16 protein-coding genes and 1 pseudogene are annotated in these 23668 nt (G+C 45.2%); 4 read left to right on the top strand and 13 right to left on the bottom strand.

Annotated elements, in window-relative coordinates; genetic code table 11:
- Positions 1-194 precede the first annotated feature (194 nt).
- Positions 195-1133, bottom strand: coding sequence for a YwqG family protein (locus tag KSP24_RS18715; protein WP_064962702.1), 939 nt, complete (start codon positions 1131-1133; stop codon positions 195-197).
- 115 nt (positions 1134-1248) lie between these two features.
- Positions 1249-2142, bottom strand: coding sequence for a helix-turn-helix transcriptional regulator (locus KSP24_RS18710; RefSeq protein ID WP_064962701.1), 894 nt, complete (start codon positions 2140-2142; stop codon positions 1249-1251).
- A gap of 130 nt (positions 2143-2272) precedes the next feature.
- On the opposite strand from KSP24_RS18710, the gene KSP24_RS18705 reads away from it, so the two are divergent.
- Complete coding sequence (locus KSP24_RS18705; RefSeq protein ID WP_216976200.1) at positions 2273-4528, top strand: glycoside hydrolase family 127 protein; 2256 nt, start codon at positions 2273-2275, stop codon at positions 4526-4528.
- 117 nt (positions 4529-4645) lie between these two features.
- Here KSP24_RS18705 and KSP24_RS18700 read toward each other — a convergent pair whose 3' ends face one another.
- Both KSP24_RS18700 and KSP24_RS18695 read right to left on the bottom strand, forming a co-directional pair.
- Positions 4646-5794 carry an RDD family protein gene (locus KSP24_RS18700; RefSeq protein WP_064962699.1) on the bottom strand — a complete coding sequence of 383 codons (1149 nt, stop codon included), beginning with the start codon at positions 5792-5794 and terminating at the stop codon, positions 4646-4648.
- A complete protein-coding gene (locus KSP24_RS18695) occupies positions 5772-6644 on the bottom strand; it encodes a LysR family transcriptional regulator (RefSeq protein WP_064962731.1) in 873 nt (290 codons plus the stop codon). The genes KSP24_RS18700 and KSP24_RS18695 overlap by 23 nt, the downstream gene beginning before the upstream one ends.
- A 134-nt stretch (positions 6645-6778) precedes the next feature.
- On the opposite strand from KSP24_RS18695, the gene KSP24_RS18690 reads away from it, so the two are divergent.
- On the top strand, positions 6779-7768 hold the full coding sequence (locus KSP24_RS18690; RefSeq protein WP_064962698.1) for a zinc-binding dehydrogenase: 990 nt from the start codon (positions 6779-6781) through the stop codon (positions 7766-7768).
- 86 nt (positions 7769-7854) lie between these two features.
- Here the strand turns inward: KSP24_RS18690 and KSP24_RS18685 are convergent, their stop codons facing one another.
- The 3 genes from KSP24_RS18685 to KSP24_RS18675 all read right to left on the bottom strand — a co-directional run bounded on the left by KSP24_RS18685 (position 7855) and on the right by KSP24_RS18675 (position 12864).
- Positions 7855-9246 (bottom strand): MATE family efflux transporter, encoded by a 1392-nt coding sequence (locus KSP24_RS18685; RefSeq protein ID WP_064962697.1) that lies wholly within the window; start codon positions 9244-9246, stop codon positions 7855-7857.
- Positions 9247-9522: 276 nt separating this feature from the next.
- Positions 9523-10893, bottom strand: coding sequence for a glycoside-pentoside-hexuronide (GPH):cation symporter (locus KSP24_RS18680; protein WP_025675835.1), 1371 nt, complete (start codon positions 10891-10893; stop codon positions 9523-9525).
- Positions 10894-10920: 27 nt separating this feature from the next.
- Positions 10921-12864: a glycoside hydrolase family 127 protein gene (locus KSP24_RS18675; RefSeq protein ID WP_216976198.1), complete on the bottom strand. Its 1944-nt coding sequence runs from the start codon at positions 12862-12864 to the stop codon at positions 10921-10923.
- Positions 12865-13057: 193 nt separating this feature from the next.
- Here KSP24_RS18675 and KSP24_RS18670 point away from each other — a divergent pair, with 193 nt between their 5' ends.
- Together KSP24_RS18670 and KSP24_RS18665 are read left to right on the top strand one after the other, a co-directional pair.
- Complete coding sequence (locus tag KSP24_RS18670; RefSeq protein WP_064962695.1) at positions 13058-13933, top strand: helix-turn-helix transcriptional regulator; 876 nt, start codon at positions 13058-13060, stop codon at positions 13931-13933.
- Between the two features lie 99 nt (positions 13934-14032).
- Positions 14033-15430 carry a phytase gene (locus tag KSP24_RS18665; RefSeq protein ID WP_216976195.1) on the top strand — a complete coding sequence of 466 codons (1398 nt, stop codon included), beginning with the start codon at positions 14033-14035 and terminating at the stop codon, positions 15428-15430.
- Positions 15431-15577: 147 nt separating this feature from the next.
- Here the strand turns inward: KSP24_RS18665 and KSP24_RS18660 are convergent, their stop codons facing one another.
- From KSP24_RS18660 to KSP24_RS25735, 6 genes and pseudogenes are all read right to left on the bottom strand, one after another.
- Positions 15578-19318: an alpha-L-arabinofuranosidase C-terminal domain-containing protein gene (locus KSP24_RS18660; protein ID WP_216976194.1), complete on the bottom strand. Its 3741-nt coding sequence runs from the start codon at positions 19316-19318 to the stop codon at positions 15578-15580.
- A 260-nt stretch (positions 19319-19578) separates the two neighbouring features.
- Entirely contained in the window at positions 19579-20571 is a 993-nt protein-coding gene (locus KSP24_RS18655; protein WP_058831129.1) for an SPFH domain-containing protein, read from the bottom strand.
- A gap of 21 nt (positions 20572-20592) precedes the next feature.
- Positions 20593-21387: a TPM domain-containing protein gene (locus KSP24_RS18650; protein ID WP_129548540.1), complete on the bottom strand. Its 795-nt coding sequence runs from the start codon at positions 21385-21387 to the stop codon at positions 20593-20595.
- A complete protein-coding gene (locus KSP24_RS18645; protein WP_216976192.1) occupies positions 21384-22418 on the bottom strand; it encodes a TFIIB-type zinc ribbon-containing protein in 1035 nt (344 codons plus the stop codon). Before KSP24_RS18645 ends, KSP24_RS18650 begins: the two co-directional genes overlap by 4 nt.
- Before the next feature lie 26 nt (positions 22419-22444).
- The gene (locus KSP24_RS18640; RefSeq protein WP_216976190.1) at positions 22445-23104 is read right to left on the bottom strand and encodes a PspA/IM30 family protein; all 660 of its coding nucleotides are present in this window, start codon (positions 23102-23104) and stop codon (positions 22445-22447) included.
- A 330-nt stretch (positions 23105-23434) separates the two neighbouring features.
- Positions 23435-23635 (bottom strand): annotated as a pseudogene (locus tag KSP24_RS25735) (aldo/keto reductase); the annotation flags it as partial.
- Positions 23636-23668: the final 33 nt, after the last annotated feature.

The raw sequence follows: 23668 nt of genomic DNA, 5'->3' as shown, positions 1-23668 counted from the left end.
ATTAACGGAGTACAATCGTTCATTTACATCGAAAAAAGGCAGTCCTATATAGGACCACCTATTATTGATCGTTCAATTCCCAACGCTCGGATACTGTGCCACATGCTCAATTCACTTCTTTTATCAATCAAAAAAACACCCTGCTCTAACCCCTGTCATTAGCCTCCAAAATAAACATGAGTCTGGCGACCCGACTAGCTTGTAGCCAGATTAACATATGTTCGCGAGAAATCAAGGTTCTTCAAGTCCCTTTGATCTATAAAAAACTCCAAATACCCTGCGTCCCACCAGCACATACCGACCTCATTCAAGGATGATACAGAGAGCAAAACATGCCAATTTTCCGAAGCTTGATCGTGCTTTTCCCGATTCGCCTGGTATTCTTGCAACTGAGGCAGCACTTCGGATCGTAAATGCTCCGCATACTCCGTACTTCCCCTATGCATAGCTTGCTCGGCTTCCTTATGGATCTGATTCTCACTCTTATGCCAATTAAACAGAAGACCCTTTAGCCCGTTACGGCACAGATAAGCATCCCGACGAGTGTTCCCGGCAAAAGACTGATGCTGTCCCCACACCGTGTCGCTATGTTCATATAAAAGCTCATAAAGCTCTTCGTACTGATCTAATAGAATATCTCCTAGCTCACCCTCCGATGGTAGCGTCAGGATCGGATGAAAAGAAATTGCATACGCAGTGAAATCCCGTTGATCCGCCGACACCTCTACGCACCCAGCGGGCGGTAATGTTTTCTGCAAAGCACTGCTGTCGCCGTGATAATAAAAGATTTTATGCTCAATATCGTAAGCTGGCTCATCCAGCCCAAGAAAAAAGTATAGTATACCTTGATGAGGCAATCCCTCAAATGGTAAAAAAGGCAACTCGCTTAAATTGATCTGAGCAATAAACGTATAGTATTCTCCATCTGAATTACACGGCCACTCGATCGAAGGAGGTAAATCTGGATAGCCGGCGATCCGACTATTTCCAACGTGTTCATAGTTTTCCTCATGCTCTAGCTGAAATTGTATAGCAGCTTCGGCTTCCTGATAGATCTCTTCTTTTAACTCATCATCAAGTGAATGCTCTTCGAGTATTCGAGTCAGTTCTTCCTTTAATGGTGGTTGCAGCATCTCACTCGCCCCTTTTGATAAAGTATTATGTATTGATTGCTCTCATTCAATCTCTCTTAAATCAGATTATCAAATTATAGTCTGATAAGCTATGCTGCCGTGAAGCGGAAATGGACTAGACATTGTTCATAAATGTTTTATGATAGGCATTCCGATACTGTGAAGGAGTCATATGTACTCTCTTTTTAAACAACCGCATAAAATACTTCTCATCCGTGTATCCTGCTTCTTCCGCTACCTGCTTAATGCTCATATCTGTACGGGAAATCAATTCCTTAGCTTTGTTGATTCGAATACTGTGAATGAACTCCAATGGACGCATGCCCGTATTCTGCATGAACAAACGGGATATATAATCCTTATTGTAATTGAACTTCTGAGCCAAATCGGTCACGGTCAGCGGTTCTCCAGCATGAATTCGAGTCCACTCAATAATTTTGTTCATACTCACATTCCCCTGTGAATGAACAGGATTGGAGATCAAACGACTGAGGGCCAGTTCGGATATCTCGATCAGCAGTGAGGTGAACAAATAATTAGCACTGTGATACGTAAGATAATGCGAGTTGGCGACATGCAAGATTTGATTGACGATAATATGAATCCGATCTCCGTTATCTGCCTGTACACTTTGTGGCAAATAGATATCGCGTATCACGCCATGACGCTGTACAAGCCCGTCCATTGCACTTGTTTCCTGCTTTATTTCCTCACTAGATAATACATTCGGGGTCGCAGGTACATCGAAATGAAACCAATAAAATTTAACCCCAGGCAACGATTCCCGGTATCCTCGATGCGTACGACCGGGGTACAGCAATAGAATATCTCCTTCCCCTACTTCAAAATCCTCCTCTTCCTCCCGTATATATACCGTCTCTTGGACACCAAGGATCAGCTCAAAGTTCTCAATGGAACGGCTCATATGCTTCCATGGCACCTCGGAAACGAACTCGCCTGCCGAGATCAGTTGGATCGGAGCATCTACATTCACTTTCAGATAGGTCATGTTATCGCCTCTTTAGATTCATGTTCGGATTTGTCCACCTATTGTATGGTTAAGCTACTGACATACCGCGGTTGCAATGCTAATGTAGTGGAGAAATATACACTTTCATCTTAGCTAAGGAGCGATGATTTTGAAAGCACAAGCTTTTGACTTGCATAAAGTAAGCATTGATTCCGGCCCACTTTACCACGCTATGGAGCTGAATACGACCTATCTGCTGAGTTTGGAACCTGACCGTTTATTGTCACGTTTTCGTGAATATGCGGGATTGGAGCCCAAAGCGGCTCATTATGAGGGCTGGGAGGCACGCGGCATCAGTGGACATACACTTGGTCACTACCTGTCTGGTTGTGCACTAATGTTTGCCTCCACAGGCGACAAAAGACTACTGGAACGAGTAAACTATGTGATCGACGAGTTGGAAATATGCCAAAATAGTCATGGAAACGGATACATTTCCGGCATCCCGCGTGGGAAAGAGATTTTTGAAGAAGTCAAAGCCGGAGATATTCGTTCCCAGGGCTTTGATCTTAACGGAGGCTGGGTTCCGCTATATACAATGCACAAGCTCTTCGCAGGCCTGCGTGATGCTCACCTGCTCGCTCATCATCCCAAGGCTTTAGCGATGGAAATCAAACTCGGCGACTGGCTGGAGGATGTATTCCAAGGACTGAGCGATGAGCAGGTGCAACAGGTACTCCATTGCGAGTTTGGCGGTATGAACGAGGTGCTGACCGATCTGGCGGAACATTCCGGAGAAAAACGCTTTTTGAACCTGGCGGAACGCTTTTATCATGGAGAGGTGCTGAATGATCTGGCAGACAGTCGCGATACGCTGGCAGGACGACATGCTAATACGCAAATTCCTAAGATCATCGGTGCAGCACGGCAGTTCGAAGTGACATGCAAACCTCTATATGCGGACCTTTCCCGATTTTTCTGGGATCGGGTGGTTCACAAGCATTCCTACGTAATCGGCGGCAATAGCTATAATGAACATTTTGGCGAACCCGGCAAGCTGAATGATCGTTTGGGCGAAGGCACCTGTGAAACCTGCAACACCTACAATATGCTGAAATTAACAAGACATATGTTCGAATGGGACGCGTACGCAGCCTATGCCGACTACTATGAACGAGCAATGTTCAATCATATTCTGGCTTCACAGCAGCCTGTAGATGGACGTGTATGCTATTTTGTATCGCTGGAAATGGGAGGACACAAGTCCTTCAATTCTCAATATGAGGATTTTACATGCTGTGTCGGGTCCGGTATGGAGAGTCACTCTATGTACGGCACGGCGATTTATTTTCACACGGCAAACACAATCTATGTCAACCAATATGTCCCTTCTACCGTGACATGGGATGAGATGAACATACAGCTCAAACAAGAAACCCTCTTTCCGCAAAATGGGCGTGGAACGCTTCATCTCATAAGCAAGGAGCCCAAGTTCTTCACGATCAAACTAAGATGCCCGCACTGGGCGGAGCAGGGGATGGAGATTAAAATCAACGGAGAAGAGTATGCCGCTGAAGCTTGTCCTACCAGCTATATTGTAATTGAACGGGAATGGAAAGATGGAGATACGGTCGAATACGATATTCCTATGACAGTAAGAGTTGAGGAAATGCCGGATAATCCGCGTCGGATTGCATTCATGTACGGCCCACTTGTGCTGGCTGGAGATCTGGGTCCTGTTGTACAGGAGTCCAACGAGGAACGTCTGCTGGCATCTGTTCTGATTGGATCGGCCGATTCCCTGACAACCAAGCTGATTGCTGATGAGAAGGAGCCGAATACATTCCATCTAAACGACCTGGGCTATATCGGAGACTTGCAGCTTCGTCCGTTTTATCAGATATATGATCGTTCTTATACCGTCTACTGGGATCTCTTTTCCAAGGAGGAATGGGTATCAACAGAGGCAGAATACCGTACCGCGTTAGCGTACCAGCTAGAGTTGGAACGACTTACAGTGGATGTTGTGCAGCCTGCCGAAATGCAGCCTGAACGGGATCATGCCTTCACTGGAGAGCACGTTGGCCTGGGGTCCATTTATAATCGCAAATATCGCGACACATGGTCTGGGGGCTGGTTCTCTTTTGTCATGAAGGTGCTCCCTGATGAGCCAGTCCAATTAGCAGTGACCTATCTGAAGGACTCCGAACGCTCTCATCGTGACTTTGACATCACTGCCGATGGTCAGAATTTAGGAGAAGGCAAGCTGGAATCCGAGGAAATGAATAAGTTCGAGACGTTTATCTATGATCTGCCTCTGTCTGTGACGAATCAAAAGAATGAAGTTACGATTCGATTCACAGCCCAGCCACAAGGGAAGGTGGCAAAAGTTGCTGGATTGCGAGTGATCAAAAGTCATCTATAGCACCATTCCGTAGCACTTTCCCGCCTATATAACAACAAGCAGACGCTTCTATAAGCTGTCTGCTTGTTCTGCTTACCACCTTATAATTTGAATCATCGTTATTGCTTCAGGTTCACTTTACATCATGTTCATTTCACGGAAACTGTCTCTAATCTTGCGCAGCTCTTGCTGTGCCCTGCTGTATCGCGAGGCGTAGGTCCAGGCAAGCACCTGATGATAATGCGAGGGTGTTTCAATTGTGGTCACGTTATACATGGCCAGATTCCCGTCTATTTCTCCTTTTAGGGTAAACTCAATGGCAGGATATCCGTTCACCACCATATCTGAAGCGGTCCCCAATTCAGGGTCCGTAATTCCTGACACCAAATGATCCTCAATGATTCCTTTATATTCTTGAAGGGTCATACTGCTGTCAAAGTCGCTTTTCGGTTCAGACAATACAATCAAATATCTATCGGTAAATTCATTTTTAATGGAAATATCCGCTTCCTCATTAATCCTATTATCTCGTGACCAATTCCACGGAGCCGTAACTGCAAACTGATTATCCTTACTGGTAAATACCTCAGGCTTCACGATTTGAGTAATGAGCGTAGAAATTAAGGATACAGCCAAGACAATCGAAGTGATCGTCATCAGGATGATTGCTCCTGCAATAATCCCGGTTTTCTTTTTGCTCACCTTCCCCAAATCCCGTGTCCTAACTACATATGTATTGGCGGCCATATCTCCAATTCGTTGTTTCCGAGGTGTCACCAGCACACATATACCGGCGGGCAGCCCCCAGAAAAGCAGCGGGTTCGTATCCACCAGATGTATGAGCGTACGGATCAACGATTTAATCATGCCTGGCGGCATTCCTTCTCCATTCACGACCTGAATGCGAAGTACAAACTTGCCCAGCGTATAGCCTGTAAGTCCTTCCAGCAACAGATAATAGCAGAAAGAGCCAATCAAGAAGAGTATCACTACCATACCCATATTTGGGATTTCCGCTTCAGCTACTTTTTTCGCTATAAAATAGACAAGCCCACCATACCCAAAGACGATAAGAATGAAGTCAATCATCCAGGCGGCCCATCTCCTGAAAAAGATAGAGGCTCCGTATGTTTCTGATAATACCGCCATCCTATCTGGTTCTCGTCGTTGATAACCGCCATTCCTCACAAATTCTCCCGGAGCTACTGTAGATGGATTTTTCGATAAATTATGTTCTTCCAAATGATACACCCCTGATGTCAATTTAATCCCAGTTAAGTATAACATCCTTTTTCATCCAGTGGAGCAATCCTGACAGCGCACTGGAGTAAACCGAGTCCCGCCGATGAACAAACCACACCTCTAATTTACGATATGTTTCGGGTAAACGATGCGAAGCAATACTTCCCTCCTTCTTCGCCTTTACAATTGACGAGTGTGGCAGCATGGACACCCCCAGACCAGAGGCTACACCGCCTAAAATGACTTCCAATGTTCCGAATTCCATAATCTGATACGCATCCACACCTGCATCGCTCAGAAAACTTTCCGCTCTTGCCCGATGTGTGCAGCCTACATCGAAGAACAGCATAGGCTTGGCAAGCAACTTGCTCATATCACTTTCTCCCGGTTCCGAAATAAGCACCAACTCCTCTTCAAACGCCGCAACATGCTCTATATTCGGATCATCGACAGGGCCATAGACGAATGCCCCATCTAATTCGTAATTTAATACCTTTTGTACAAGGGCATGCGTCCCCCCGGTCATCAGCGATAGCTGCACATTAGGGTATTCAGCGTAATATCCCGTCAATAAAGTCGTTAGATGCGTAACCGCAGTCGTCTCAATCGAGCCCAATCGCAGTGGTCCCGCAGGCTGGTCCGAATATTGAGTAGACTTCTCTGCCTCGTCGAGCAAAATCAATATGGATTCCGCATACTCCAGCAGATTCTCTCCTGCCGACGTTAGTGTCATTCCGCGATTAGATCTGCGAAATAGCGGTACGTTCAATTGTGCCTCAAGCTGCTGAATCCGTGAGGTCACATTGGACTGTACATAGTTCAACACTTGCGCAGCCCTTGTGATACTACCCTCGCGAGCAACCGCCCGAAAAATTTTCAAATCACTGCTTTCCATATATACATCACCTGCTTGGTATGATCATTTATGATACTGACGTTCGATTTTGTTCATTTTACCGGATGCTTGCCGCTCTGTACAATTCAAAGTACATGCAAATGCATCTAAAATCGACCACAGGAGGTATTAAAATGAAAGCTGTAATACATACCGACAAACACGGCCTTGAGGGCCTGATGTATAAGGACGTTACGGACAGACAGCCGGGGCACAGCGAAGTGAAGGTCAGACTCAAAGCCGCAGGCTTGAACCATCGGGATCTGTTCCTCATGGCGGATCGAACCGCCAACGATGGTCCACTCATTCTCGGATCGGATGGAGCAGGCGTGATCGAGGCTGTGGGCGCTGGCGTCCCAACTTCACTGGTAGGCACTGACGTAATCATCAATCCATGTATCGGATGGGAGAAGACGCACCACGTTCCCTTGATTCCTGCCATTCTGGGTGTTCCTTCAGACGGGACATTGGCCGAATCGGTTATCATTCCCGTTCAAAATGCCGTCAGCAAGCCAGCTTACCTGTCCTGGGAAGAAGCAGGGGTACTGCCTTTGTCTGCCTTGACCGCTTACCGCGCTCTCTTCACTAGAGGCCAATTACAGCAGGGTGACCATGTCCTCATTCCCGGTATTGGCGGCGGTGTAGCCACGTATGCCATGCTAATGGCTTTAGCGGCGGGCGCGCGGGTCAGCGTCACATCACGTAGCGAAACAAAAAAACAAGCTGCCCTCGCCCATGGCGCTCATCATGCATTCGACAGTGATAGTGATTGGAAAGAAAGCATGAACGGAGACACCGTGGATCTGATCCTTGACAGCATCGGACCCGCTACGTTCGACAAATATCTGGATGTCATCAAACCGGATGGCCGGATCATTACATTTGGCGCAAGCTCAGGAGATCACATAGAGATTCCGCTGCGTTCTATATTTTTCCCACAGATTAGCATCATCGGTACCTCTATGGGGAGCGGTGAGGAATTCGCAGATATGCTCCAATTCATGGAGCACCATTCCCTTCATCCCATTATAGATAGCGTCTTCCCTCTACAAGATACAGCGCAAGCCTTTTACCGTATGCAGCAGGGAGTGCAGTTAGGCAATATAGGGATCAGAATAGAATAAGGCGTACGTAACCATATGTATCTAGAAAAAAATCCACTACTATAAAATGCCTCATCCCGAGGTCAATTTTATAGTAGTGGACCTATTCAGTCGATCAAACGATGCTGGACCCATTTGTTGCCACGGAAGCGCCAGAGGAAAACGATCCCCCGCACACCCCATTCAATATCCATGGCCAGCCAGACACCAACAATTCCCAAGTTGAACACAATGCCCAAAACATACCCGAGCACTACCCGGCACAACCACATGGACAGCATCGAGGTGAGGGACGTAAATTTGGAATCACCTGCTGCCCTAAGCGCAGAGGGTGTAATAAAGGCGATGGACCAGAGTGGAATCTGGGCCAGCGTATTAATCAGCATGACCATAAAAATGTCATCTACAATTTCAGCAGGTGGATGAAACAACCCCACCATCGGCTTAAACAAAGGCATTAGGATTAGCCCCATTACAATAAACGAACCGGACGACAGCCAAATAAACGATTTGGTAAACTTGCGGGCATCGTGTACATTTCGCCGTCCCATGCATTGACCAACCACGGTCACAATCGTAAGAGCCAAAGCATTCGCAGGAATTTGGAACACGTTAGCTAGGGATGAGCAAATGGCATTCGTCGCCAATGCATTGGTCCCCAGGTTCACAATGAAGATTTGCGTTAAAATTTTACCTCCATTAAAAAACATCTGTTCCGCTGCAAAAGGAAGACCAATAAACAGGATCTTTTTAAGCATGGCTAGATTAAAATAAAGCATATCTCTAAGCTGAACACGCAAGTCGTCATCTACCCTGACCAAATAAATCAACGCGCAGGCAGCCCCTGCATATCTGGACACATTGACTGCAATCGTCATGCCCAGTACACCCATATCTAACAAGTTAATAAATACGACATTCAGCAGCACATACGAAAGGTTCATGATGAGCGAAAGAGCCAGCGACGCCCTCGTCTTGCCGATCCCTCTCAGCGCTCCACATACGGCCTCAACGATCGCAATCCCCACGAAAGACATACAGCTTCCCAGCAGGTACACCTTGCCGTTAGCCAATACATCAGTCGAGGCAGAGCCAAACAGGACGCTTAAAATGGGATTGTACAACAGGATCATAAACAGACTGATACATAAGGCCAGCAAGGAAACGGAGGATATAGTACCGGATGTTGCTTTAGAGACCATAAGATCGTTGCCGCTCCCCTTATACTGCGCTACAACAACCGTACCCCCGGTAGACACTGCCACAAACACATTAATTAGGAAAATATTTAATGAATCAATCATATTTACGGCACTGACCGCCGCCATCCCTGACGAGCTAATCATTGCTGTGTTCACCAAATTAAGACCCACGATAAAAGCCTGATCAATTAGAAGCGGGATAAACAAGGCAATCATCTGCCGATAATCAATAGACTCTCCTGAAAAATGTCTATTCAGAAAGCCATGCGTTCTCATCCTTACACTCAGTTGACTCATATCATCACATTCTTTTTATAAAATTGAAAAAAACCCTTCAACAGAAGAGTCTTTCATGGCGAAAAAATGTATAAAGTTGCAAGGCTAGATGTCTCTGGCTCTTGATTCTGTACACTTTTCTCTACATAGAAGTATCACTCCAAAAGAAAATTCTGTCAATGCGTTTGCTCACATTTGAATAGAAAAAAGGTGAAAAACCTGCTCAGCTCGGTGAACAGGTTTTGAAACAGGATTACACCATCCCTAGGTATGCATAACACCTTGTTAAGAGAATACCTATGATCTTCTCGCAATTAAGTCTTGTTGAATAGAAGCTTCATTCTTTTCGAATTTCTTATAGAAAAACATAGGGATAATTCCGATCAAGAAGACGATAAACGGCAGCCAGATGAAGCTGAACTGAATGCCAGACAAAGCAGTCGGGGTCTGAACCTTTCCAGCAATATAGCCCGTGCTACCCATAACCCATGCTGGCAATAATCCGCCAATTCCGCTACCTGCTTTAATACAGAATGCGCTTCCAATAGAAGTCAGGAATCCACTTGCCCGAATTCCATTTTTCCATTCCCCATAATCAACCGTATCGGACAACATGGCAAATGGCATAGAACACGCAAAGCCTGATCCTAATGCACCAATGATCCAGCCAGCAATAATAAGGGTTAAGTTTGTACTTCCCATTAAAATCACAACTTGACCTAGTGCAGCTAATATCAATCCGATAATCATGATCGTATTTTTAGTTAATTTTCTGGCAAACAACGGAATCAGAACCATAGAGATTAATTGCAAAGAGGTCAGTCCATTGATTAAAGGCACCAAGTCCTTACTGTCCAGATTGTATTGCAGATAAAAGATAAGCGTGGCAGAACGAATATTCAAACCGATCCAGTAACACAGGTTAGCAGCTACAACGAGCATCCAGGGCCAGTTTCGCTTGATGGCTGTAAAGCTTTTAGCAATGGGAACAGATTTCGTTTTCACTGCCGCATTTTCACGCAAATCGGCGAACGCTATGAAAAACATAATAATCGCCATAATTCCAAATAAAACGAGCGTTAGAGAAAATCCTTTTTGGTCATTCCCCTGTCCAAAGAAGGCGACCAGAGGTAAGGTGAACGTGGTGGCGATGAAGAAGCCCACGTTTCCCCCGACCATACGGAAAGAGTTCAAGACTACGCGTTCATTGGAGTTGGTGCTCAGGTTAGGCAGAATAGAAGTAATCGGTGTACTGATTCCCGTATACAAAATACCCGCTATGATATAAGTGATGGCCGCATATGCAATTTTCCCCGATTCACTCCAATTGGGCGTCGTAAACGTAAGGACCATGAACACGGCAAACGGAACAGCTAGCCATAGAAAATAAGGTCTGCTCTGGCCGTATTTTGATTTGGTTCGGTCAATCAGGATGCCCCAGATCGGGGCATCAATGGCATCGATAAAACGGGTGATAAATAGTAATGTCCCGGCAATCCCGATAGAAAGACCGAATACATCCGTATAAAAATATAATAGATAACTGGAAATAACACAGTATAGTAGATTGCCTGCCGTATCCGTTAACGAATAGCTGATTTTACGATGAAAAGGAACGGTACTGGCTGCTTTTTCGGGTGGTTCCGTACTCACAATTCTCGTACTCATGATCTTTCCTCTCCCCATGCGAATGAATTATGATTCATAAACCCATACACGCATTTCCCCTTTGGCCCTGTTGCACCAGGCGTAGTAAGGAATGGCGGTAATTTGTTGAGGAACAAGTTCAGGGGGCTCCGAGCTGTATAATGCATTTGAACCTTTTACCCGATATCCCTCTATGGTCAGCTTTACAATGCCACCCAGCAGATTTTCGCTAAATTCTTCTGTAACGGGATTATCCTTTGGTAATCTTAATCCTGCCAGATTCGCCCCATTATCCGCTTCTTCCAGACAGTACACAACTGGACCACGTTGAAGAGCAACTTGCTGCTGGTTCATGGAGACAAGCGGGTTGCTCCGAATGCGCTCCACCGGCATAGCCAAGTGCAAAGTTACCATATCGCCATCCTTCCAAGTGCGCTGAATCTCGACATAGCCTTTTTCAAGATGGTCTAGTGATATGACTTCCCCATTCACCTTGACCTCTGCCTGCTTGCACCACCCTGGAATTCGCAGTGCCCATTTAAATGCAGTTGGCTCTGTTACATGGATCGAAAGAGCAAGATCCGCATCCCACGGATAATGATGGGTTTGTGTAATTTCAATCTCTTGTCCAGATAAAGTCATGTTCACCTTGCTGGCAATATACAGATGCGTATACAACGTATCCTCGGTCTGGGTGTACATATTGTCCTCCACCGATGCAATCATTCGCGCCAAATTGGGTGGACAGCAGGCGCAGAAGAACCATTTTTGCCGCTCTGTTTTTACATGTTCCTGATCTTTTCTCAATTTTTGAAAAGGATTGACTTCCAGCGGATTCACGTAGAAGAACCGTTTCCCATCCAGATCCATCCCACTGATCGTTCCATTGTAGAGCGCACGCTCCAGAACATCGGCATATTTCCGGTCCGGCGCTAAGCGCAGCATACGATTGGCCCAGAAAGCCAGCCCTACAGAGGCGCAAGTTTCGCAGTACATGCTGTCATTGGGAAGATCATGATGGCAAGTGAATGCTTCCGCGTTCACCGTAGATCCGATTCCGGCAGTAATGTACATTTTGTGGTTCGTGACATCATCCCACAGCGTTTCACAGGTTTGTAACAGAGAAGCATCTCCCGTTTTTGCAGCTAGGTCCGCCATCGCAATATACAGATACACTGCTCTTACCGCATGACCAACGGCCTCTTTTTGTTCTCGCACAGGTTGGTGTGCCTGCTGATATTCGAAGCCTAGGCCAAAATTAATATTGTTATCATCATTCCAGGTGGGCTCTGTTTGAATATGCTTTCTCTTTTCTTGCTCCTCCACAAAATAAATAGGATGCTGTCCCCGCTGTTCGATAAAATATTGCGCTAATTTGAGGTATTGATCCTTAGCCGTTACGTCGTATAATTTGATCAAGGCCAACTCAATTTCTTCATGCCCCGGATAGCCTTTCCGCTTCCCTTCTTCTATACCAAATATCTGCTGAATCAGGTCTACGTATTTCTCCATAATGTTGAGGAATTTCGTCTTACCCGTCGTTTCGTAATAAGCAACAGCCGCTTCTATAAAGTGTCCCGCACAATACAGCTCATGATTGTCCCTTAAGTTTGTCCAACGATTGTCAGGTTCCTTCAGCAAATAGTACGTATTCAGATATCCATCCTCAGCTTGTGCTCTTCCCAATAGATCAATGACTTCATCAGCCCGCTCTTCAAGCGCAGAATTTGGATGATCCCTTAAACTAAAAGCAACCGTCTCCAACCATTTGGCAAGATCACTATCTTGGAAAACGGTTCCATAATACTCTCCACTAGATTCCCCGGCCGCAATTCTAAAGTTCTCAATCGCATGGCTGGGTTCTGTATCTGGTAATTCATCATTTAATGCTTTCCACTGATAAGGAATAACCTCTTCCGCCACAACCTGCTTATACTTTTTCCAAAATGAATCATCGACGATGACATGCTTCACTGGTTTTGCCGTTTTCATTGGATAAACATCCCTTCCTGAAAATAGAACGCTTTCATTTTTGAAAAAATAAGGATAAAGTAATGATAATATCGAACAAGCTAACCTGAACTCCCCTTGCTACAGTCCTTATTTTATCAACCTGAATTTATAAAAAAAATCGCGATCTTTAACTAAAACTTATACGATTTCACACACAAAGGAGCTGACTTCCATGAGCAAAACAGACTTTCTATCTTTCCTTGTCCCTCCATTGCCTTATTTCATTGAGGGGAATTTTACTACATACCAAAAAGGGGACTGGCATCCGAATCGCTATAACTTGGGATATTTTGACGTAATTATTATTAAAGAAGGACTACTGCACATCGGTGAGGAGGATGAGTCGTGGAAGATAACTGAAAATCATGCACTTATTCTTGAGCCGGATAAGCACCATTTCCCCATAGAAGCATGTACAGAACAAACCTCCTTTTACTGGTTTCATTTTCAAACTAATAGTATGTGGTGCGCCCAATCCTCGCCGAATCTTATTATCCCTAGCACCCCCATTCCTGAGCTGCATTTTCACTCAGAACATACCACCATCCATCTACCCAAATATCAAAAACTAATTAATCCCCATGAGCTGTTCTCCAAATTGGACTATTTACTAGCCTCTACTTTAAAAACTCGAAAGCTGGCTCTATGGGAGACTCAACAAACATTTGTGAATATTTTTCAGAGTTTGGAATATGATGAGAATTACAAAAGCAGTTCCTCCAAGTTAGCTGAACAAATCGAAATATTCTTAAAACAAAACTACAGAAATGCCATCACGAATAAAGACCTGGAGGCACATTTTCACGTACATCAAAACTATCTTGCCAGATGCATGAAGGCCACCTTCCAGCGCACACCACTTGAATATTTGATGGACTATCGTCTGGATCAGGGACGCAGTCTTTTGCTGCAAACCGACTGGTCCATCCAGCAAATTACGGAGGAAACAGGATTTTCTCAAGCCAGCTATTTTTCAAAGTGTTTCAAGGAGAGATTTGGAATGTCGCCGAAAAATTACAGACAACAATACTGGAAACCAGCCAACTGAATGTTTACGTCTCTTTTACATTTTGATTGTATTCTTTTGATATTGTCACTTTATACTGAGTCGGTTATATCATTTTCGCTTCAGAAAAGGGGCATACATATGAAGGTAAATAAACTAGCATTATTAACCATGTTAACAGGGATTCTGGTATCACCAGAACTGACCCATGCGGCAGACATTCAGCCATCCGGGTACGCATCACTACGAACACACGCGGATAAAATGGGGGCAACCATTACATGGGACAGTGATGACCATTCAGTGTTGATCAAGCTGAAAAATGGCATTGTCGGAACCTTTACCGTCGGTGAGAAGCAATATCGTCTAGCTGGCCAAAGCGGAAAAGCAGACCGAGAAATTAAGATGATCAATGGAAATGTATATCTTCCTACAAAAGTGATTACTACGCTTGAAGCAGAGAACAGCAAATATACAGATCCCAAGGACGCAGTCCCCACCTATAAAGTGCTCCCCTCTGTCGAAACAGAAGCCGTGGAGGATGGAGAAGATGCAGCTGACGACCCTGCAATCTGGCTTAATCCGGTTGATCCGGATAAAAGCAGAATTTTAGCTACCAATAAGGGCGGCGGAATTTTAGTCTATGACCTGGATGGCAAGCAACTGCAAAACATGAAAGTCGGAAAAATGAACAACGTGGATCTTCGTTACGGTTTCACATTGGGCGGTAAAAAAGTCGATATCGCAGGTGCAACCAATCGAACCAACAACACAATCGATATCTTTACCATTGATGGTGTATCAGGAACGTTGACCAATGTGGTTGACAAACCTATTAAAGCAACCATGAAAGAAGTATATGGATTCAGTTTGTACCATAGCCTCAAGACAGATAAGTTTTATGCGCTCGTTTTGGGCAAAGAGGGTGAATTTGAGCAATATGAGCTGACTGACAATGGAAACGGTAAAATTGCCGGCAAGCTTGTCCGCCAATTTAAGCTGGCTACGCAATCCGAGGGCATGGTCGCTGATGATGAATATGGTACGCTCTATATTGCTGAAGAGGATTACGCCATTTGGAAATATAGTGCCGAGCCAGACGGTTCATCCAAGCCGCTGCGACGTGTTGATATTGCAGATGGACGTAGACTTCACGATGACATAGAGGGACTCACATTGTATTACGGCAAAGATGGCAAGGGGTATCTCATGGCCTCCAGCCAAGGCAACAGCAGCTATGCAATCTATGAACGACAAGGCGACAATGCGTATATAAGCAACTTCACAATCGGCGACAGCCCTACCGTAGATGGTACGTCTGTCACAGACGGTATTGATGTTCTGGGTTACGGATTAGGCAAGAATTTCCCCCATGGTATCTTCGTTGCACAAGATGACGAAAATCTCCAAAACGGCAAGAAGTTAAATCAGAACTTTAAAATGGTACCTTGGGAGCGAATTGCTACAGGTGCGGCTACCCCGCTAACGATAGACGATGGCACCAATCCGCGTGAACTGGTGAACAGAAGCACGAAGTAATGCCCGTCAGGGAAATAAAATCAACAACATTCTGACTTGATCCATAGAAAAAAGGGGTGTCCTAAAAGCCATAAAACGGCTACTTGGGACACCCCTTTTTTTAAGCGGGAAAAAGTTCCAACATTCTTCCCCTAACTATCTCGTACCCTACGCTTTAAGATCCAGTACCAATACATTTACCGAGTTAGCCGGTAATTGTAAGAGGACAGAATCCGTATGCAGCGTAACCTGCTGTTCGGTAGGCACTACCTTTTCATCATTTTTCTTATTCACGTTAGGTACATGAACAAGCGAAGAATCGCCGGTTAGTGTAATCAGCTTGGCACTGGATTCAACATTCAAATCCTCCAGATTCAGCTGTGTTGCCTTATCTACGTTATCGGCATTCACAAGCTTCACATATACATGTTCAGCATCTTGGGTCACCGAATTAAACACGTCTCTGTTGTAAGACTCCAGCTTGTAGTCCAGCACTTTACTGGTAGTTTTGCCGTCGGTGTAGGAGCAAATCAGGTTGTTGCCCGTTTCTCCCCCATAGTTCACCGTGATAGTGTAGTCGGTGTTGTCGGCCAACTCTTCATAGCTCGCCGCTCTCAGGTTGCCCGCCGCTGTACTGGAAGAGTAGTCACCCATGGTATAGCCTTCTATACCTTGCTTGTAAACCTTCACGCCGGTAGCATTGCCGCCATAGCCAATCGCGTATTCGATGACGTTCTTTTTCTCATTGGTAATATCCGTGAGGCCTGCACCCACATAAAAACCATCCGTGCCGGAAAGGCGAGAAGCAACCACCTCTACCTTGTAGTTGTTCCAGCTGTCGTTCAAGATGTACAAGCCATTCAGACCGCTATCTTGGGCTTTGAGGACAAGCCCCTTGCCTTCCTCCAACGTAGATCCTACGGAACCAGGAATAACTTTCCATAATGAATTCAATTCCTTAGTAAAATCTTGATCCAGCAGTACACTGCCGTCCTTATTGGAGGTAACGGTCACACGCTTAACTACAACCTCGGCGTTGCCTGTCGCGATTTCGATTCCCCCCTGAGGAATGAGGTCGATTGGCTTGCCATTTTTGTAAGTAGAGAACGAAGTGGCCAATACTTTATCGCCCAAATATTGGGCATACATTTGCTGCACATAATAGTTTGGTGTAAACCACACGGTTTCGTCATCGAACCAGATACAATCCGGTGTCCATCTGTAAGTTCCGTCCGTCAGGACTTTGTTAAACAGCGGCGCATAGGCAGCCAACCGGACGACATCAGCATTATTTTCGAAGCCCGTCATCACTGCTGCTTCTGCTACTGCGCCTGCCAATGTATTTTTATCTGTCGAGGCATATTCCCCAACAAAAACCTTCGACGTTTCTTTCCAGTTGACACTGCCATCTGCGTTATAAGCTCTATAGTAGTAATTATAGCGGTCCACATTATTCAACAGATACTCATTAGAACGGTAATAGTGTTCATCGGCAATGGTGTCCATATAGTCTTTTTGCTTTTCATACCAGGTTACAGTCTCTTCCGTCACCTGGTTACCGTCTGCAAAAGCAACCTTGGCTGAGCCCTTCATATTACCGCTCAGGAACTTCCAGCCCTGCTGATAAGCATCGTCGTCTGCTTGAGCGCCAACCGTGGAGATGATATGCAGTTCATATCCCGGATAATTTTTCTCCATGTACTCATCAATTGATGTCTTGAACACCTCAAAGTTGGCGAAGAACTCTGTACCCCAGTTTTCGTTGCCCACGCCCAGATAACGCAGATCGAACGGTGCTGCATGGCCCATTTTTTTACGCATGGCGGCCCATTCATTATGTTCAAAATCAACGCTGATCGCAAAGTCGATCAGATCCGTAAAATTCTTGATATAGTATTCTCTTAGTGCGCCCCCAGCCGGATGAGCATAATCCGAGCGGGCTTGGCAAAGCACACCACAGGCCATAACCGGAAGTGGAGCTGCATTCAGGTCTTCTGCCAACTGGAAGTATTCCATATAACCAAGACCCATGGTCATCATATAGCCCCATACATTAAAGTTTTCCTTGCGTAGCTCGATATCCCCAATGGATTCCTTCCAGTCGTATACATTTTCCCATATAAACGATCCTTCGGAAATACAACCACCTGGAAAACGCAAAAACTTCGGATGCATGCCAACCAGTGCGTTCACCAGATCTTTTCTCAATCGGTAGTTCGGATTGCCCTGATAGTTGGCGTGTGCCGACGGGGATTGCTCTTCCTCTCCTGCCCCCCATACATCTTGTGGGAATAAGGAGACCATATCAATGGAAATGTCACCTTCAAATGTAAGCGCTAGTTGTCCCAAAACTGTAGCTGTACCTGTCAGCACTAGCTTGGAGTCGACCCCGTACTTTTTCCATGTGTCGCCACCTTCCACCTGTACGGTTACCGAATCACTGATGTCCTTTTCCTTCGAGTCTTGAAGTTGTAGTGTGATGGTACCCGTCGAATCGGCCTTTGCCCAGATGGTGAACTCGTACTTGGCACCCTCTTGGATGGACATGGCACAATTCTGGTTAGAATCGGAGAAGCCTTTGTTCCGGATCGTTGCCCCATCCGCTACCGTCACATAATAAGAGTTCACATCCTTATCCTTTGCGCCCAAAAACTCATTCAATCCACCGCTATGTTGTGGAGTCATCTTGTCCGTATCACCAGACCAGGCGAACAGCGGATTGCGATTCCGTCCTGTAGAGCATCCACATTCACCCGAAGCATGGGAATACGTATCAAACTCGAAGGATTCGAATGAGCGATTTTGTACAAGTTCTGCATATATCCCGCCATCTGCGGCGTTATTGATATCCTCATAGAATAAGCCGTACATCACTTCGCTGACATCCACAACTTCTTTATTCCCATGAATGGTCAGCGTGTATGGAGGCAATTGTTCTGGGAGAACGGATACTTCAAAGCTTTCTTCAATCCGGCTTGAACCTCTGGTCAAGAGAGCCGTAACGGTGACCCCCTGTGCGGAAGTAATCGCCTGAACCTGTCCATTGTCAGAGAGTATGCTAGGTTGGCTGGATTTCCAGGTCACTTCTACTCTTCCACCCATCAGAACCGTTGGTAGAGATATGTCTTTGGTTATAATCGTCGTCGGAAATGATAAGTACTTATCGCGGGCAAGCTTCACAATCTCCTCATCTGTCAATGAATCGCACATGACCTCAATGACTTCATCCGCCGTCAAGCCTGCTTTATAAATTCGGAAATCCGAAACCAAGCCAGCAAAGTCAACATCCGCTACATGTTGGGAACGACCAATAAAATTGTTGCTATAGTTGGTCGAATCTGCAAACGTTTCGAACCATTTGCGCAGCTTGGCATAGTTGCCGCTGGAGGTTTGGCTGATGGAACCGTCTGCTGCCACTTCACCATTGACATATACCACCGGGCCCGCACTACTTAATGTGCCCCCTTCCGTGCCGATTACAGACAGGGCTATGTGCATCCATTCATCTCTGACAAAACCTCTTCCTGGGTCTACGGATAAGTCAGCCTCAGTGAAAAGAGTTCCACGCAGATTCCGTGTCATAAACATATAAGGACCCGTGTGGGATTTACCAAAGTCAAAAACACGTTCCCACATATCCGTGAATCTGCCGAAGTTTACCCAAGCCGTCACTGTAACACCAGTGTTATCGCTTACATCTTTAAACAGATCAGAAGGTAGCTGAATATAAGATGTTCCGTTGGGACCTCCCTCAAGTGCCAAAGCCGCTCTTCCGGTAGTATGGGAGATCGTAGGTGCTGCTGTGCCTGAAGCAATCCCGTCATTACCTTGTCCAGAGCTATCCTTGCCGACATTCTCTGCATCATCAAACTTGTACCGCGCAATGATTTGATCTTGGAATTTGGTCATCTTTATGGCTCCTATATCTATATTTTATTAATGTAATACCTAATTAGTTAATATAAATACGTACTATATAGTTATAGTACCTTATCTTGTGTACCTTTTTCAATCCAATAAATCGGATTTATAAAGAAAATGCTTGAACAATCTACATTAAAAAAGCAGTCATCACAGAGAATACTCTGCAACAACTGCTGTTTGGTTCATAGAATTACTTAGCCAGTCGGCAATTTCCTGAAAGGAAACAGTTCAGCGGTTAGCTATGGCTACCCGTTCAATTTCTGTCCACAATTCGGACAAAAGTTAGCTCCCTCGTTTTTTGTGCCACAATTCGGACAAAAATTAGGTCTTTTACCGTCACCAGAAGGAGTGGGAGCATCGGATGCAGGCTGAGTCTCAGCCGGGGGCTTCTGGCTTGGGTTCAAGTTTTTCATCATTTCATTCGCTATATTCATGCCCATCATCATACTCGCCATATCCGAAGCAGCACCGCCGCCTTTTACATTCCCCGATGCAATACCGTCGGTCATCGTCACTTGTTGGTACTTTTGTAGATTACCGATCATTTCATGAGAAGCTGTCTTTGTAATCATATCCTGGATTTCCTGAGGATAATTGAAACTCATCACATGAAACCCTGTAATCGTCATACCGTTGTCCATCACTTGCATATCCAGATCTTCCTGAATGCCCTTCGAAATATCAGAAGCATTTGCCTGTAGATTAAACATATCCTTGCCTTCTCGGCTGATCCACTTCATCAATAACTGATCCAACACCGAAGTAATCCGTATTTTCACATCCTCAACAAGATAACTGTCCTTTACCCCGGCAATCTTATCAATAAGCGTAACATAATCGTTTACTTTAAAATTAAATGTGCCGTTGGCACGAATCGGCATCCCGCCTGGCAGTTGGGGAGTAGGGATCAAAACCGGGTTTTGTGTTCCCCATTTGACCGTAAACTCCTTCGTATTAACGAATAAGACCTCCACCCGCATGCCACTGTTAAAGCCGAATTTAAATCCCTTTAATGTCGATAGAAATGGAATAATATCCGAGTCCATGTTATATGACCCTTCATTCTCAAAAATGCCCTCGATCTTGCCGTTATTTACAAAAATGGCGTCCTGACCGGAGCGAATAATCAATTTACTGCCTTTTTTAATTTCACGATTGCTCCACTTCCAAAAAATCATATCATCCCTAAATTCTTCCCATTCAACAACATTTGCAAATTGATTCCTGAAGAACCCCATGTGCTGTATCCATCCCTTCCATTAAAATGATCCTCTGCTGCCGCTATGCGAATGACCGCCGCTGGTGGTTCCGCCTCCTCCACCTGATGAGCTGCTGCTACTGCTCTTTTCAATCTTCCGCTTCGTTGTCGTTGTGTGAGTGTACAGATCTTGATGTGCCAGAACCCCTGACGTGCTTGCATCCTCGTAGGTCTGCCGATTTACCGTAACCCGACCGCCGGAACTCGAAACCATCTTACCTACAATAATAGACGCCAATCCCAGCGCAACCGCCAAATGAAGCCAGCCTTTGAAAAATATGCTGTCCGGATTCACACCTGGGCGGATGGCCAAATATTTGTGCGCGCCCAGAATATACTTTTGAAATGCAAGCCCATAGTTACCGTTCGTCAGATCCGGGGTAATCTCATGGCGGATTTTAGTAAGCCTGTCGTCATCCAGATACCGTTCTGCTTTGTAAAAGCCAGCTAAATAAACCTCTCTATTCCTCATATCCATCGTTAAAATGACTGCATTCCCATGGGACCTGTCATACCCCGGGCCATGGTCATCATAAAAATCCTGCGTCATTTTCATAACATCCATATTGTCGGGGTTGTTGGTCGTATAAACAATAATGTCTGTTTCTCTTTCGGCTCCGTATTGGTTAGCCATAGTGTTCAACACATCATACTCTTCCTGATTAAGCAGCCCCGCCTCATCAAAAATCAATGGCTTCATTTTTGTCGTTGCTGCTTCGCCCTTCATTTCCATAGGAACCGCTAGAAAAGCGGCAAAGAACAACAAAACAGCCACAATGGCTCTATATTTTTTCAATAGAATTCTCCTCCCATGATTAGCCAAGTGATTAACCTTAATGAAAAGAGAGTTATGCCAAAAATGCCTGCAAACCAAGCTGTCACTTTGAACTTGCTAATCGGAGGTTTACCAACTACCTTGCCCGTCTGACCGTTCATCGCAAACGTATGCTCCAATTGATTGTAGTCATAGTGTATGACCCATACCGGGAGCAGGACATAATCCGCTTGTTTTAATGTAGTATCAATTTGCTTTTCCGTGTAACTCACGGACGTATACTCTGACACCGTAGACTGAATATAAGCATCAATATATTCCTTCACTTTGTCTTTTACTCGCGGGAAAAGCTCTTCTTCGTTATAACTGTACTTTTCCGCAATATAACCCGCTAGATATGGCGTTTTAAAAGGCTTGAGCTGATCATAGGGAAAAGGCTCCAATTTATCCATCAGCTCGTCATTCATTTTCTCCGCAGCATCAATCGGAACCTTCACATAATTCAAACGGATTTTCCGATATACATCAAAATACTTCGTTTCTGTATATTCGTAATCTCCACTCGTATAGGTTCTCACTTGGGTACCTTCACCTTGAACCTCAATTTGATTATGTAATTCATATAACCAGAAGGGGACATACATACCGGTTATTCCCTTGATTCGGTCGGCCATCATGAATCGGTTCGGTGTCAGACGGCCATTCTTGCACCATTTTTTGAATGCAGCTATGGCTTCTTCCTTGCTGATCGAAAAAGGAATAACTTGCGCCGGAGCTAGCTCTCCGGTCAGTCGATCACCCAGCACCACGGCAGAACCACAAAAGCTGCACACCGTTGCACTCGTCTCCACTTCGGTCATAATCACTGCTCCACAGTTATTGCAATGATACTCATGGGCTTCATCTTCTGAAAAAATACGATTAGTCAGAGGATCAGGAATCGTATCGATGTTGTCCTCTCTTCCGCAGCTATGGCAAGATAACATTCCTGTCTCACTGTCAAAGACCATGCCGCTGCCGCAGTTGGGGCATTTGTATTCAATAACCGGCATCTGCTCACCTCTTCATGTAGAAACTATTATGATTCTTTGGGATTGATTTTCTTCTTGATTGCAGCCAGCTCATCTTCTGGATTGGTACTCTTCTCATATTGTGCGAATAACGCATCCAGGTCGTCCTTCGCTCCTGTTCGGAGCTCGGCTATCGCCATCGCTTCATCATATGCCCTGTTCACCTTTTCTTCCAAGGCCTCGAAAACAGAATCATGGTCGCCCATAGAATTCAAGGTTTGCTGTGCTTTGGCGATCGCCAGCTTCCCTTTAAGTTCGGCACGCCGCAACTCCAGTTGCCCTATATCGGACACCAATTTCTCCTGCATTTGTTTCATATGTACGGAGTTTGCCGAAGCTAAGTCATAGGATGTCTGTAACGTTTCCAACTTCTCCGCCTGCAAACCTTTACGCTCCAAAAACTTTCGGGCTTCCTCTTCATTGCCAGCTTCCACAGACTTACTTGCATAATGCTGGAACTTTTTGATCTCAGTTCTACATTCATCCAGTGTTCTTTTCGCCCTTTTCTCATCAGCCAGCACTGAGGCCGTTTCCGCTTTCACCTTGCCTAGATCACTATTTAGATTTTGCATATAATCATCAATCGTCTTCTCCGGATCACTCGCCTTATCCATTAAGGCGTTGATATTCATCTTCATAATATCCCTAAACCTTGACAAAATCCCCATGATGACCTCCTTCGAAAGGACTACATTCCCCCATATCATACATCAAATCCGATTAAAAATGTTCATCATTCATCATATCTATATACGGACCTATCGCATGCTTTCGGTTATTACTAAAAGCGAAGGGTTCAAAAACCTTCCACAGATTTTTGAACCCTTCTCATTCATTCTTATAGATTATAGCTCTTCATAGGAATTGGGGTCCTGCCCCCATAGCCGTCCATCTTCCCTGCTAAGTGCCGAGATTACGTTCATTTCCTCAGGCGACAACTCAAAATCAAAAATATTCAGGTTTTCCGTCTGATGTTTTACAGAAGAGGCCTTAGGAAGTACAGAACTCTGCCGGACAGCTTTCCCGACAGCACCCTCATTTTCATAGTTGAAAGCTGTGTCAATCAGACGGTAACCTGCATCAATCGCGCTAGCTATCACTGTTACTCCATCTGCACCCTTCAATCCAGCAGTTCCAAACCCAATGACAGGCACCTTAGTGCCATCATTCAATACCTTCTCCGGAATTGGATGGTTCATATTAACAGCCTCCTCTCCTATTCTCTTATACCA

The organism is Paenibacillus sp. AK121 (assembly GCF_019042715.1).
Lineage (GTDB): Bacteria > Bacillota > Bacilli > Paenibacillales > Paenibacillaceae > Paenibacillus > Paenibacillus polymyxa_C.
Note: the sequence above shows the minus strand (reverse complement) of the source record. Positions and strands in the feature narration are given on the sequence as shown.

Excerpts from the sequence above, each read along its gene's own strand:
- KSP24_RS18715 (WP_064962702.1), bottom strand. The coding sequence starts at position 1,133 with ATGCTGCAACCACCATTAAAGGAAGAACTGACTCGAATACTCGAAGAG.
- KSP24_RS18710 (WP_064962701.1), bottom strand. The coding sequence starts at position 2,142 with ATGACCTATCTGAAAGTGAATGTAGATGCTCCGATCCAACTGATCTCG.
- KSP24_RS18700 (WP_064962699.1), bottom strand. The coding sequence starts at position 5,794 with ATGTTATACTTAACTGGGATTAAATTGACATCAGGGGTGTATCATTTG.
- KSP24_RS18695 (WP_064962731.1), bottom strand. The coding sequence starts at position 6,644 with ATGGAAAGCAGTGATTTGAAAATTTTTCGGGCGGTTGCTCGCGAGGGT.
- KSP24_RS18690 (WP_064962698.1), top strand. The coding sequence starts at position 6,779 with ATGAAAGCTGTAATACATACCGACAAACACGGCCTTGAGGGCCTGATG.
- KSP24_RS18685 (WP_064962697.1), bottom strand. The coding sequence starts at position 9,246 with ATGAGTCAACTGAGTGTAAGGATGAGAACGCATGGCTTTCTGAATAGA.
- KSP24_RS18680 (WP_025675835.1), bottom strand. The coding sequence starts at position 10,893 with ATGAGTACGAGAATTGTGAGTACGGAACCACCCGAAAAAGCAGCCAGT.
- KSP24_RS18675 (WP_216976198.1), bottom strand. The coding sequence starts at position 12,864 with ATGAAAACGGCAAAACCAGTGAAGCATGTCATCGTCGATGATTCATTT.
- KSP24_RS18670 (WP_064962695.1), top strand. The coding sequence starts at position 13,058 with ATGAGCAAAACAGACTTTCTATCTTTCCTTGTCCCTCCATTGCCTTAT.
- KSP24_RS18665 (WP_216976195.1), top strand. The coding sequence starts at position 14,033 with ATGAAGGTAAATAAACTAGCATTATTAACCATGTTAACAGGGATTCTG.
- KSP24_RS18660 (WP_216976194.1), bottom strand. The coding sequence starts at position 19,318 with ATGACCAAATTCCAAGATCAAATCATTGCGCGGTACAAGTTTGATGAT.
- KSP24_RS18655 (WP_058831129.1), bottom strand. The coding sequence starts at position 20,571 with ATGGGGTTCTTCAGGAATCAATTTGCAAATGTTGTTGAATGGGAAGAA.
- KSP24_RS18645 (WP_216976192.1), bottom strand. The coding sequence starts at position 22,418 with ATGCCGGTTATTGAATACAAATGCCCCAACTGCGGCAGCGGCATGGTC.
- KSP24_RS18640 (WP_216976190.1), bottom strand. The coding sequence starts at position 23,104 with ATGGGGATTTTGTCAAGGTTTAGGGATATTATGAAGATGAATATCAAC.